At 38.7% G+C, this 12,988-nt stretch carries 10 protein-coding genes and 2 tRNA genes; 7 read left to right on the forward strand and 5 right to left on the reverse strand.

Annotated elements, in window-relative coordinates; genetic code table 11:
- Together RMA94_RS02520 and RMA94_RS02525 are read left to right on the forward strand one after the other, a co-directional pair.
- Positions 1-77: transfer RNA gene (locus RMA94_RS02520), tRNA-Asp, on the forward strand.
- 66 nt (positions 78-143) lie between these two features.
- Positions 144-219 (forward strand) — tRNA-Val (locus tag RMA94_RS02525).
- Positions 220-598: 379 nt separating this feature from the next.
- Here the strand turns inward: RMA94_RS02525 and RMA94_RS02530 are convergent.
- The 4 genes from RMA94_RS02530 to yccS form a co-directional block, all read right to left on the reverse strand.
- Positions 599-1,384: a YdcF family protein gene (locus tag RMA94_RS02530; RefSeq protein WP_161282944.1), complete on the reverse strand. Its 786-nt coding sequence runs from the start codon at positions 1,382-1,384 to the stop codon at positions 599-601.
- A gap of 114 nt (positions 1,385-1,498) precedes the next feature.
- Positions 1,499-4,087, reverse strand: coding sequence for a sulfite reductase flavoprotein subunit alpha (locus tag RMA94_RS02535; RefSeq protein WP_311081741.1), 2,589 nt, complete (start codon positions 4,085-4,087; stop codon positions 1,499-1,501).
- Between the two features lie 155 nt (positions 4,088-4,242).
- Positions 4,243-4,818, reverse strand: a complete 576-nt coding sequence (locus RMA94_RS02540) for an SdpI family protein (protein ID WP_002116136.1) — start codon at positions 4,816-4,818, stop codon at positions 4,243-4,245.
- Between the two features lie 100 nt (positions 4,819-4,918).
- Positions 4,919-7,093, reverse strand: coding sequence for a YccS family putative transporter (gene yccS / locus RMA94_RS02545; RefSeq protein WP_017400237.1), 2,175 nt, complete (start codon positions 7,091-7,093; stop codon positions 4,919-4,921).
- A gap of 127 nt (positions 7,094-7,220) precedes the next feature.
- On the opposite strand from yccS, the gene RMA94_RS02550 reads away from it, so the two are divergent.
- Entirely contained in the window at positions 7,221-8,435 is a 1,215-nt protein-coding gene (locus RMA94_RS02550) for a multidrug effflux MFS transporter (protein WP_014207547.1), read from the forward strand.
- Positions 8,436-8,460: 25 nt separating this feature from the next.
- Here RMA94_RS02550 and RMA94_RS02555 read toward each other — a convergent pair whose 3' ends face one another.
- A complete protein-coding gene (locus tag RMA94_RS02555) occupies positions 8,461-9,168 on the reverse strand; it encodes a nitroreductase (protein WP_086399666.1) in 708 nt (235 codons plus the stop codon).
- Between the two features lie 509 nt (positions 9,169-9,677).
- On the opposite strand from RMA94_RS02555, the gene RMA94_RS02560 reads away from it, so the two are divergent.
- The 4 genes from RMA94_RS02560 to RMA94_RS02575 all read left to right on the forward strand — a co-directional run bounded on the left by RMA94_RS02560 (position 9,678) and on the right by RMA94_RS02575 (position 12,925).
- Positions 9,678-9,881 carry a hypothetical protein gene (locus RMA94_RS02560; protein ID WP_086399865.1) on the forward strand — a complete coding sequence of 68 codons (204 nt, stop codon included), beginning with the start codon at positions 9,678-9,680 and terminating at the stop codon, positions 9,879-9,881.
- A gap of 183 nt (positions 9,882-10,064) precedes the next feature.
- Positions 10,065-10,205 carry a hypothetical protein gene (locus tag RMA94_RS02565; protein ID WP_014207545.1) on the forward strand — a complete coding sequence of 47 codons (141 nt, stop codon included), beginning with the start codon at positions 10,065-10,067 and terminating at the stop codon, positions 10,203-10,205.
- Between the two features lie 99 nt (positions 10,206-10,304).
- Positions 10,305-11,780 carry a sodium:alanine symporter family protein gene (locus RMA94_RS02570; RefSeq protein ID WP_057062565.1) on the forward strand — a complete coding sequence of 492 codons (1,476 nt, stop codon included), beginning with the start codon at positions 10,305-10,307 and terminating at the stop codon, positions 11,778-11,780.
- A 170-nt stretch (positions 11,781-11,950) separates the two neighbouring features.
- Positions 11,951-12,925: a patatin-like phospholipase family protein gene (locus RMA94_RS02575; protein ID WP_311081745.1), complete on the forward strand. Its 975-nt coding sequence runs from the start codon at positions 11,951-11,953 to the stop codon at positions 12,923-12,925.
- The last annotated feature ends 63 nt before the right edge of the window (positions 12,926-12,988 follow it).

Here is a 12,988-nt window from a genome sequence, read left to right on the forward strand (position 1 = left end):
GCAGCGGTAGTTCAGTTGGTTAGAATACCGGCCTGTCACGCCGGGGGTCGCGGGTTCGAGCCCCGTCCGCTGCGCCATTCTCTTGATTCCCTTGTCTAGAGAATGTAGAGTATAAAGATACATTCGCTATCTTTTCTCATTAAGGGCGCTTAGCTCAGTTGGTAGAGCGTCTGCCTTACAAGCAGAATGTCGGCGGTTCGATCCCGTCAGCGCCCACCATAATTTCTATCAGAAATTTAAATTCCCTAAATTCATATTCATCTATAAATATCTTATACTTACATGTAAATTTATTTACTACGTGACTCAGTGTAGATACAACGTTTCTATTCTAAAATTAAAGTCCTTATACCTTTAAGTTATTCTTTTTATTGATCGCTAGTTCTTAATTTTTTAGCATTAGTGTTTTTTTACTCTTGCTGTTGATGGGCTTCCTCCTCCTTATTAAATTTCTTTATTAGTGGCTAAAGATAAGAATCTAACTTGCAATTTATGATCTTCAGCTTAGATCAACTCTGTATTTGTACCGATCACTAATATTTTCACAAATAAAAAAACTGCTATTTTTTAAATAGCAGTTTTTTTTATTAAATTATTTTTAATATTCGTTTAAAAGCCATCCACTTGCATATGCGAAATATTCACGTAACCATGCATTGTAGCGAGTAGCTAATGGTGTCTCGGCCGCTATCCCATAAACTTGGGTATAGCCCTGTTTTTTTGCAATTGCTATTGCTCGAGGAATATGAAAATCACTTGTCACAATAGCGATTGGCTGGTCTAAGGTAATGTGGTGCTGTTCTAATAAGGGTTTACTATTTTTTAAGTTAAGCTCTGTGCTGGTGCTTTTATCTTCAAGGATCATTTGATCTCTTGCGATATGATACTTTTGTTCAAGATAACGAGACATAACCAATGCTTCGCTTTCTTTTTCTGAAAAATCAAGACCACCTGTTAGAACAATCTGTGCTTGCTGCTGTTTTAGGGCTAGAGGGGCGGCCGTATCTAAACGTTTTGCAAGAATTGTGGATGGCTGACCATTCTCAACACCGCTTCCTAAGACAATAATTGCTTTTACTGGAGGAATATTATTTGAAGTATCTTTATTTTCTTTAATAAAGCTAAAAAAATAGCCTAAGCCAACTAACCATATCCAGAAGCATAACCATCCAAAACGCCAAAGTGTGTGTAAGCGATAGTGATAGAAGAAAAAGCGTTCTAAATGATAATAAAATAAGGAATATAGGCAGAAGAAAGCACCTAAAATTAAAGGAATAACGGTGCCTACATTAATTTTATTGAGACAAATTAGAACTAATCCATCTAGAAATAAAATCGAACCAATGATTGCTAGGAAAATACGGATCCACTTACTGACTTGCATTGTGCTTAGAGTTGCAATTTAAATTGCAGACAGTGTATGCAAAATCATTCTGAATGCAATAAAAAACCGAGTAAAGCATTTAAGCTATTACTCGGTTTTTGTTTTTATTGATCTTTAATAAACATCACGGCGGTAACGGCCTTGTTGTCTTAAATCATCTACCTGTTCTTCACCTAGAATTTCGATAAGTGCTTGATCGACTCCACTTGCCATACCATCAATACTACCGCATACATACAGAACAGCACCCCGTTCTACCCAGCTTACTAATTCTGCTGCATTCTGACGGATTACATCTTGAACATACATGCGTTGTTCTTGATCTCTCGAAAATGCTAAATCGAGGCGTTTTAACATTCCTGTGGTTTTCCATGCCTCAATAGTTGATTCATAGAAGAAATCACATGCTCTTTGACGTTCACCAAAGATTAACCAGTTTTCAGTGTAATCATGACGTGTACGGGTGTGTAATAGGCTCATTAAGCCAGCAATACCTGTTCCGTTACCAATGCAAATAATAGGGCGGTTATCATCAATAAGATGGAATGATTCATTGGTACGAATACGCAAAGCAATTTCATTATTAACTTGTGTATGTTGAGTCAGCCAACCTGACCCTAAACCTAAATTACCAGACGCATCAAATTGTTGGCGTACAACCAAACGAAGGACTTGCTGAGAAGGAATACTCGCAATCGAATACTCTCGCGTTGGTAGAGTAGGGAGCTGCTCTAATAAATGATCCAGATTGGCAAATGGTTCAATTTCTCCCGTTAAATCTTTGTTCCAAAGAGCTTTTTCAATTGAAATCTGTAATGAATCAACTTTTGAATTTTTAAGAATATGATGCTTTTGCAAAAAAGCGTGAATACGTTCAGGACTATTACCAGGCTGGATTTCGGCAATATCACCCGCTTGCCATATCGCTTCATGATTTGCTTTAAGTTCAATATTATAAGCAGGCTGACCTAAGCTATTTGGATTGAGTAAATCACGTTGCTGCAATGTCCAACTATCAAATACTTTTTCCAGATTTACCGCATGCAAATCTAATTTAGTTGCCTTCGCAAGAGATTGGTTCCATTTTTGAATATCCGATTGGTTTGCATTATCAACTTCAATTGTATTGAAGAGAGCATGAGCACCATTTGCTTTAAGCCAAGCATCCACGGCATGGCCAAAACTACAGTAAGTGTCTGGATATTCTTTAGAGCCTAGCGCTAGAACAGCATAGTTGATGTGCTTAAGATCCACATTCAATTTTAAAAGTTTCTTAGCAAAGCTTGTCGCGAGATCAGGAGCATCACCAGTACCATAAGTACTGATCACAAATAAAACCTGCTGATGTTGCTCTAAATCAGTTTGTGTTAGCTGCTGTACAGGTTTTACCTGAACAGGTTGATGAGCCTCTTGTAAACTTGTTGCCGTACTCCAAGCGAGTTGTTCAGCTACGCCTGTTTGAGTTGCATAAGTAATAAGCCAAGGCTTTGCATTTGGATCAATGTATTGTCCTGCTAAAGACTGACGAGCTGCCTGTGTTAATTTTTTCTGTTTACGGCGTTTAAGGTAAAGCATCCACCCAGTAACCAAGAACAAAGGCATTGCTAGAGAAGCAAGCATTGCAACGAATTGATAAATTGGTCCAAAGAAGCTACCGCGGTGTACGGGTAACATGCTGCTCATAATCTTTTGATTAAGCTTTTTGTCTTCGTAAAGCTCCATCTTTTCGATGTTGCCAGTTTGATAATTATAGATGGCTTGGTTACGTGCCCGTTCGTGTTGTGGGGTAGCATCGACAAAGCTTAACTCAATTTTTCCATCATCTTTTTTCGGTAAGCTTAATGTTAGAGTCGAATAATCACGTCCAACCTGACTATTGAAGCCACTCCATGTTTGATTAAGTGCTGTAATGAGTTGAGTATTATCTAATTGAGGCTCTGATTTTTTATCATTATTATGGTCAGATTGTTTACCTTGCTGTATTCCACGATTTTGATTTTGGGGAGTAGCGCCATGATCTTGTCGTTTAGGCTGTTCAACTCCCATCACTTTGAACATGCCACTACGCCACCAATCATAAGACCAATATAGTCCTGTACATGCGAAAAGAAGATAAAAAACAATGACCCATGTGCCGACAACAGCATGTAGATCCCAAATAAAATTCCGGCCTTTGAGTTTAGGTTTAACAGCAAGCCATTGACGAGCAGAGTGTTTTTTAGGCCAACGTAAATATAACCCACTGAGTACGAAGTAAATTAGCATGAGTGCGCAGGCACCAGTAATTTGTTTACCAACTTCACCTGCTGTTAAATTACGATGAATTTGTTGTATGAGTAACAACAACTTTCGGCCTTTAACATCTGGAAGAATCTCAGCGTTATAAGGATTCACCATCATATTATAGCCACGGCGTTCACCTTCTTTTTCAATGTTTACCACAGAAGAAGAGGTGGGGTCCTTGGCGATCGTAATGCTATTAATTTTGATTTCAGGTTGGGTTGTATTGAAATGCTGGTAAAGCTGAGCAGGAGTTAATTTTGGAGTGTTTTCAGCTTGTACAACATAACTATCAGAATTCACCCATTTTAAAATTTGTTGGTCATAAGAATAAATTGCACCTGTAACACCCATAATGGATAAGATTAGGCCAGCAGTAATACCCAGAAACCAATGAATTTGAAATAAAATTTTTTTAAACATGGTCGAAAATGTAAATATGATGGAGATCTTGTAACGAAGTATAGCCGAAGATTGGGGAGATAATATGGATTTTGGAGATAATATTAATTTTCATTATCATTTATTTTTAGCTTAATAAAAAACCTCCATGAGGAGGCTTTTTATAGAATCTGGAATTACAAGGTTTTTGGTTCGCCTACAGATTCTTTTAAGTGTGTGCGAATTGTGTTGAACGAGAAGTTTTTAGAATCCATGCGCTTAGGTAGGATATAAGCACCTTGTTGTTCTTGGCCTTTTGGATCTTTTACTTTGAAATTGACCAAAATAAAATCAGGTGTATTGTACCATTCGTAGATATTTTTCCATCCAATAGTACCTACGCCTTCTTGTAAGCCCATTTGTTGACGCATCACAATACCATGAGGCTGCACACCTAAACGAATACCTTTGATTTCCTGTACCGGAAATTCATTCATTTTGCGTTTAACGTACCACTCTAATCCGTATTTACGACCTAGGTAGTAAAGTACTACAGCAACAATAGCAACCCAGCAAAAAACAGTAGAGTAGTTCTTAATAAAAATAAGACCTAATATAGCTAGGGCTAAAACCACACCCATAATTGCCCAAATTTTTGTGCTGATTTTATTGGTGCTGCGCCAGATAAGAAGCTGTGCATTACGTTGTTCAGCTTCTGACACATCGTAGGGAACAGGCTGAAGCGTATAAGCGTATAAAGTTTTCGCGGTCATAGTGCAAATAACAAATTGTAAACTGTTTTAAGTTTAGCATTAATTGGCATAAGTCAGGAAAGGATATTATGCCAATTTCATACTAATTTCCGAATCAAATTTATAACGATGCAAGCTCGCTGGCATCATTATCAAGATCATGACTTAGGCGTTGTTTTAGCATACTAAAACGGTTCAATACACCAAGCATGAGTGATAGCTGCTGTAAAATGATGAGTGATTTTTGATCCTCTTCATTATTTTGGCTCAAACGTTGACGTATCGTCTGGAGCATATTTTGTGCTGTAAGATCAGGCATCTCATCTCTCAATAAAGCCCCCTGAATATCATCCAGTGCTTGATCTAAGAGTTTAAGAACAGCTTGATCTTGAATGCTTTCTCGATGTGCTCCAAGTGCTGCGATATAACTTAAAAATGTATGGTTTAAACATAAAAATTCAAAGATATCGGATTTGCGGGTAGGGTCAAAGTCTGGCTCTGTTGCTAAAGTTGAAATAAGTGAAGCAACCTCGGCATCAGTGTTATGGGCAGCACGTCTTACAATACGATAATTCAGCGCATGATTGCGACCTTCATGATATTGTTTAACAACTTCAGCTAAATAATTGCATTGAGCTTGTAATGAACGTCTGATGTTGCGAGGTAAGCGTCGGAATTTCCAGTCAGGCCAAATAAATGTCACTCCAAACCAAGCTAGGGCACATCCAATTAAAGTATCTACAAATCGCGGAATAGCAGCAGCCATTGCCGAACCATCTAGATTAAAGTTAATTAATGCCAAAATTGTAATAAAAGCGGTTGCTTGAGCATATTGCTTACTGCGTAACTCAAAAAACAATACCCCGCTTAGGATTAACATTAATAGTTGTCCTTCGACAGAAGGTACGAGAAATACAATGGTAAGACCAACAATAATTCCGACTAATGTTCCGACAATTCGTAAGCGTAAGCGACGTTTGGTTGCGTTGAAGTTAGGCTGGCTTACAAATAGGGCTGTAAGCATAATCCAATACCCGTACTCGATATTGGTCATTTGAATCAGCACATACCCAATAAAAAGAACAATTGAGACGCGAATTGCATGGCGGAAAAGTACAGATTCAGGAGTTAGATTTTGTTTTATTCGGATGACAATATCATTCCATCCTTGTAAATCATCGTCTTTAAGCTGATTTTCAGCTTGTTTTACTTTATCGGATTGAATGTGTTGTTCCGTTTCTAAGTTGAGTAACTGAGAGTCGATAGATTTTAAGTTTTGGTATAAAGCGAAGAGAGCATTTACCCATAACAGATCATAATGCTGATCACGTCTTAGCTTCTCTAAAGATAGTCTTAAGTTCTCAAAACTCTGCTTGAAACGTTTGTTATGGTTATAAGGTTTACGTTGTAAAATACATTCGTTTAACTCTTGGCAAGCTTTGCCTTGAACCGCCAAAATTCGTTGAAATCTAAATAAAATATCACTGTGCTGAAAAATTTTGGCTAACTTTTGATAGTCGATATGGGCTGAGTCAGCACGCTCATGAATGTCTTGAGCGACAAAATAATAATGTAAGCTTCGGCGTGTATCTTTTTGCCCACGGTCTCCTTTTAAACGAGTCAATAAAGCTGTTTTTAAGTCATTAAAAATCGTAATTAACTTACCATTTTCTAATGACAGCTCAATCATACTTTGCTGATAGCTGGCAGGAGTCATATCTACATCAAATAAGTTTGATTTTGCAAATAGAAAATCACCTAGAGAGGCATAAGACGCTGCGAGTTTGTCTTGAAGTTGGCGAACCGGAAATAATAAAAAACTAATCGTTGCAATGAGGCCATACCACGCAGCACCTGCAACTAAAAGAGCCGGTTGAATATACCAGTGATCGAAAAGGTGAACACCCAACATGGTATAGACCGAAACAACCAAACAGCCATAAGAAATGGTGGCGTAACGACGTCCTAACGAACCTAGTAAAATCCAGCCAATACATGAAGCAATCAACCCTAAGGCAAAAGCCATTGGGTAGGGGAAAAGTAGTTGTACAGAAGCTGCGGTAACGAAGAACCCAATATAAGTATAAATTAGGTTCATGATTCGCACGGAAAAGCGATCATCAATATCACTCAAACCTGCTGCGACTACACCTAAAGTGAGTGGAATAGTTGCTAATTGATAGCCTAAAAAATAAGGCACGAAAGCAGTTCCTGAAAAGGCTATCAGCATTCGCACGTTATACATAAATGTTGTGTTATAAGTCGCTCTTTTTAGGCGTTTAAACCAAGATTTCAAATGAAGTCCTTGCTGATCAACCTGAGTGATAAAGGATTTGTGTATTTCTACACCAATGTTGCACAAATCATACGATAGACAGTGTAAGCTTGTCTGTATGCAAATGAGTGAAAAATGAAATATCGTTATGTCTGAACAAACAGCCCAGCGTCAATACTCTATTGGCTGGATTATGTTGCTCGCTTTACTTACGGCTTTAGGGCCGTTATCCATTGATATGTACTTACCTGCGTTACCACAAATGGCCCATGATTTTGGGGTAAGTACGCAAATGGTGGCAAATACACTACCAGCTTATTTTTTTGGTTTAGCCATTGGGCAGTTGGTTTATGGTCCTTTAAGTGATCGTATCGGTAGAAAGAAACCACTTTACTTTGGCCTCGCGCTTTATGCAGTCGCAAGCTTATTTTGTGTAATGGCTACTAATGAATGGAGCTTGATTGCGGCCCGTATTTTACAAGCTTTAGGTGGTTGTGTTGGCGTAGTCATGGCTCGTGCAGCAATACGCGATAAATTGGACGTTCAAGGCTCTGCACAAGCTTTCTCAAGTATGATGATTGTCATGGGGCTTGCACCAATTTTGGCTCCTATGATCGGAGCATGGATTTTAATTTGGTTTCCGTGGCAGGCTATTTTTATTGCGCTTTCAATTGTGGGTGCGCTGTGTTGGCTGTGCGTACATTTCTTTTTTAAAGAAACTTTGGCAAATGATAAAAGGCTTAAGCTATCACTCTATCAAGTGGTGACTTTATATGGAGCTATTTTCAAAGATGCAAGTTTCCGCTTACCTATGTTTGCAGGCTGTTTAACGGGGGCAGCACTATTTTGCTATATCAGCTCAGCACCTGCCGTGTTTATGGATCAGTACGGACTTAATCAGCAAGAGTTTGCTTACGTATTTGGACTAAATGCTTTTGGCATCATGTTAATGTCCTCTTTAAACAAGCATTTAACAACACGTGTTGAAATTACCAAACGCTTAAAATCGGGTTCACTTGTGCAAGTGACTGGAGCCATCATTGTATTTATTGCTGGTTTAATTCCTGCGGCGCCTTTATGGCTGGTTATGGTAGGGTTATTTTTAGCTATTTCAGGCATTGGTTTAACAGGCCCAAATGCTATGGCGTTAGCAATGTCCAAACAAGGTGCTCGCGCTGGAACAGCAAGTGCAATTATGGGAAGTATGCAATTCGCTTGTGGCCTTTTAGGAGGCGTGCTTCTTAACTTCCTGATTTGGTCTGCATCGCTCAATATGGGCGTAATGATGGTGTTATTTACACTAAGTGGTTTTATTGTCGTATTGAAAGCGACACAACAGGTCAAAACCAAGCCATTCTCATAGCTTTTAGAGAATGGCCACTTATAGCTTATTCGTCTAGAAAAACTGCAAAATTTTCAACAGGTTCTCTAGGCGTGATAAAGGTATTTACAATGTGGTTAGGATCGGCATGACCTAATGCAATTGCACATACCAGTTCTTCGTCATCTGATGCACCTACTATATCTAAAACAATAGGGTGAAAATGATTCCAAGCTGCTTGTGGGCATGTATCTAAGCCACGTGCCTTGGCAGCGACCATCACGTTTTGGATCATCATTGCGATATCCATTTTAGAGCCGATTCCCATCGTTTTATTTACGGTAAAGAAAAGGCCGACTGGTGCATCAAACAATTTAAAATTACGTAGCTGCTGTTCAGCCATTTTTTCTTTTTCGCCCTTTTTGATTTCGAGTAAACCGTAGAGTCCCCAGCCATTCTCGCGGCGGCGGTCAATAAAAGGGGATATCCATTTTTCAGGGTAATAGGCAAAAGTCTCTTTATATTGTTCTGCTAGCTCAGGATTTTTTGAAACTTCAATTTGTGCAGCGCAGACACGTTCAACCATTTCATCACGCTTTTTACCTGTGACCACATAGACTTTCCATGGTTGGGTGTTCGTTCCAGAAGGTGCTCGACTTGCGACTCGTAATATATCTTTAATGACTTCTGGCTCAATTGGAGTATTTAAAAAAGCGCGGACAGAATGTCGAGAAGTGATAGCTTCATCAACGAGACGAACTTGTTCCAGATTCATGCGTACTCCTATATCTTTTCTTAAATACTTAATACTTTTTGAAGTTTAATTTCATGTTTTGAAAGTACTTCATTTATAAGCAAAAAATATTAGAAAAGGGATATCCTTAAAGATATGATGATGTGTTTATTTTGAATATAATGTCTAATTAACTCTAATGTGAATATGCCACTTTAGATCTAAATAGACAAAAAAGTATGATGTTTTTGACTATAAAAATAAATCTATAGCATCAGTTGGATTAAAAATTACTCAATTGAAAAAAAGGTATAATATGTTTAAAAACAGTACAAAACAGATGATTTTGGATAAAAAACAATCGGAAATAACATAAAATTTTAATGAAAAACATACACAAAATTTTAAATTTCTGCATAATACCGACTTTTTTACGCAGGTATGATTTCTCCATACTCATGTTAGGAAAGAAATGGCTGCATACAAAATCCCTTTACAAAAAGGATTTGAATGTAGAAATGGAGAAATACACGAGGAATAAGGAGCTTTACATGAGTTTACCGCTCATCAACAAGCAGTTCATGAAACAAGGATTGGCGATTACCATTGCAACCATGAAAATGAACGTAACTCACGCAACTACTGAGCCACAAGAAATACAACAGCTTGGTACAGATCTAAATGCACTCTTCTCCACTCAGCGGGAAAAGGGCGCAGATAGCCGCGTTATGGCGATGGCTCGTTACAGTCTTTGAAATTCATATCCATTTTAGACATTCGCTCTCAAGTATATGTAAATATGCTTATTGGCTTAAATCCAGATTTTTATAACTCGATTAATTGATGGGAATCATTAAACGAGCTGATTTAGCGGTGGTCATTTGTTAGTTTCCAAGTTTGTAGCCGAGTCGATGCATTCTGTTCACCCAAATGGGAATATGTTCAGTGGTGCGATGAATTCATTTTATCTGAAGGGTGCTTTCTCTCATGCGACCTTCAAAGGCTTAGTGCTGGGCATTATGTTGCTTAAACTTGTGACGTTAATTGCTATTCAAGTGACATTAAAAGTTTTTCCTTAAATGTACTGAAGAAGTCCCTATTTTGAGGGGCTTTTTTGTTTATTGCAGTATTTTGGCTTGTGCTATTAGCACATTAGCAAGAACGTAAGCGGACCGAGTATGAACGAACAACTCAATGCCACACTGATGTCGTGGGTACAATTTTTTAATGATCCTTTATGGGATTTTCTGGTTATTTTCTTGCTGGCTGTCGGTATTTTTTATACGGTCTTAACGGGGGCAGTGCAGATCCGCATGTTCTTGCAAAGTATCCGTGTCATGAAAAGCAGCCGTACAGAAGGCGAAGATGAGCATGGACTTACACCTTTCCAAGCTTTTGTAACGGGTCTTGCAAGCCGTGTTGGGGTGGGTAACATTGCAGGTGTGGCAATTGCGATCGCAATTGGTGGCCCTGGCGCTGTGTTCTGGATGTGGGTAACTGCCGTACTTGGTATGAGCTCTGCTTTTATTGAGTCTACACTTGCTCAGCTTTTTAAAGTTCGAGATAACAAGACTAAACAGTTCCGCGGTGGACCAGCTTACTATATTACCCAAGGTTTACGCAGTAAAACCTTTGGTGTGGTTTTCGCACTAGCACTCATTTTTACCTACGGTTTCGTATTCAACTCAGTCCAAATTAATGCGATTGCTAATGCTTCTTCACATGCTTGGGGTTGGGACAAAGCTAATCTTATTGCTCATTTAGGTGGTGTTGATCTAGAAATTTCATGGGTTGGCCTTGCGCTTGTCGTTATGGTTGCATTGGCAATTTTTGGTGGTATTAAACGTATCGCTAAATTTGCAGAGATGTTTGTACCTTTAAAAGCGGGTCTTTATCTAGCCGTTGCTCTCTATATTGCAATTAGTAACTATGCAATTTTGCCTGATATTTTAAAGCTGATTGTGACTGAAGCTTTCCACTTCAATGCTGCGGCAGGTGGTTTCTTCGGTGCGGCAGTGTCAATGGCAATGATGCAAGGTATTAAACGTGGTTTGTTCTCAAACGAAGCAGGTATGGGTTCTGCGCCAAACGCAGCTGCTGCATCTGATGTAAAACATCCTGTAAACCAAGGTTTAGTACAGATGCTTGGTGTATTCGTAGATACGTTCATTGTATGTACAAGTACTGCAATCATCATCTTAGTTTCTGGCGTTTACCAAGACGCAGGTTTTGTTGGTGTTGAATTAACACAACGTGCCTTAGAAACTCAAGTTGGGCATTGGGGATCTGATTTCCTAGCGGTTCTATTATTCTTATTCTGTTATTCAGCTGTATTAGGTAACTATGCTTATGCAGAAGGTAATGTACAGTTTATTAATAACAACCCGAAAGTCATGTTTATCTTCCGAATTTTCGTATTGGTGATGGTGTACTTCGGTGCAATCGGTAGTGTTCCACTCGTTTGGTCAATGGCTGACTTGTTTATGGGTATCATGGCAACCATTAACTTGATTGCAATTTTACTATTAACGCCAATGGCACGTACTTTGTTAAAAGATTACCGCGAGCAATTAAAACGAGGCATTAAAGAGCCTGAGTTTAAAATTGACAAGTATCCGGAATTGAAGAAAAAAGTTGATTCAGATATCTGGTAAGTTTCAAAAGGCCTCTTATACATAAGGGGCCTTTTTTATATAGGGGACAAATAAAATACTTGAGTCTAAATTTTAAACATGACAAATTAAATAAATTCACTACAGCTTTTCACGAAAGTAGCAACTAAAATTGCAATCCGAACTTAAACCTCATAGTGCGAAGATGGGCCATGAAACAGCTTAAATTGTGGGTTCTCGGACTCTCTATGGTGTTGGCGGGATGCCAGACCACCACACACTTGTCTGCTGCTCTAAAACCGCAAACGACAGAAGCTTATGCTCGTCCTGTCGATCAACCTTTTGCAAGAATTAAAAAAATGCAAAAACGTCCTGTTGTTGCGCTTGTATTGGGTAGCGGTGGAGCACGAGGTTATGCTCATATTGGGGTGATTGAAGTTTTAGAACAACATGGTATTCGCCCGGATTTTATTGTAGGTACGAGTGCGGGTAGTATTGTTGGGGCAATTTATGCGAGTGGTAAAACACCTGCTGAACTGCGTGATACTGCTTTAAAAATGAAAGCTGGTGACGTCCGTGACATTAGTATCGGTCTAAAAGGTTTTTTTGATGGTAAAAAAGTAGAGAACTACGTTAACCAGCAAGTAAATAATATGCCACTCGAAAAAATGAAGATTCCAATGTATGTGGTGGCAACTGAACTGAAGCATGGCACTAAGACCGTATTTAACTACGGCAATACTGGGCAAGCCGTGAGAGCCTCTGCTTCGATTCCGAGTATGTTTGTGCCGACTAAAATTGGTAAATCTGAATATGTAGACGGTGGGTTGGTAAGTCCTGTACCTGTTGAAGTGGCTCGTGATTTAGGGGCTGATGTCATTATTGCAGTTGATATTTTAGCTCAGCCTATTTACACAGAAACATCGAATGTATGGGGACTGTTTAACCAGAATATTAATATCATGCAAGGGCGTTTGGCAGCAGAAGAGTTACAATATGCAGATGTTGTTATTCAGCCAGATTTAAGAGAAAAAGCGCATATTTTTGATGTCAAAGGCCGTGAAGCTACTATGAAATCTGGTATAGATGCAACTAATGCCAAGCTTTCTGATATTCAGTTTGCTATTGATGAAAAAATAGCTGAACAAAATATGTCTACGGAAGGCTTGAGTGCTCAAAGCCAATAAATAAACGTTAATATTCTGAAAATTATAAAAAAAGCCCACATAGGGCTTTTTTTATGGAAGTCT

It is taken from the genome of Acinetobacter sp. V115_6 (assembly GCF_031799025.1).
GTDB lineage: Bacteria > Pseudomonadota > Gammaproteobacteria > Pseudomonadales > Moraxellaceae > Acinetobacter > Acinetobacter pittii.

Coding starts and splice junctions, on each gene's coding strand:
- RMA94_RS02530 (WP_161282944.1), bottom strand. CDS start 1,384: ATGCAAGTCAGTAAGTGGATCCGTATTTTCCTAGCAATCATTGGTTCG.
- RMA94_RS02535 (WP_311081741.1), bottom strand. CDS start 4,087: ATGTTTAAAAAAATTTTATTTCAAATTCATTGGTTTCTGGGTATTACT.
- RMA94_RS02540 (WP_002116136.1), bottom strand. CDS start 4,818: ATGACCGCGAAAACTTTATACGCTTATACGCTTCAGCCTGTTCCCTAC.
- RMA94_RS02550 (WP_014207547.1), top strand. CDS start 7,221: ATGTCTGAACAAACAGCCCAGCGTCAATACTCTATTGGCTGGATTATG.
- RMA94_RS02555 (WP_086399666.1), bottom strand. CDS start 9,168: ATGAATCTGGAACAAGTTCGTCTCGTTGATGAAGCTATCACTTCTCGA.
- RMA94_RS02560 (WP_086399865.1), top strand. CDS start 9,678: ATGAGTTTACCGCTCATCAACAAGCAGTTCATGAAACAAGGATTGGCG.
- RMA94_RS02565 (WP_014207545.1), top strand. CDS start 10,065: ATGTTCAGTGGTGCGATGAATTCATTTTATCTGAAGGGTGCTTTCTCT.
- RMA94_RS02570 (WP_057062565.1), top strand. CDS start 10,305: ATGAACGAACAACTCAATGCCACACTGATGTCGTGGGTACAATTTTTT.
- RMA94_RS02575 (WP_311081745.1), top strand. CDS start 11,951: ATGAAACAGCTTAAATTGTGGGTTCTCGGACTCTCTATGGTGTTGGCG.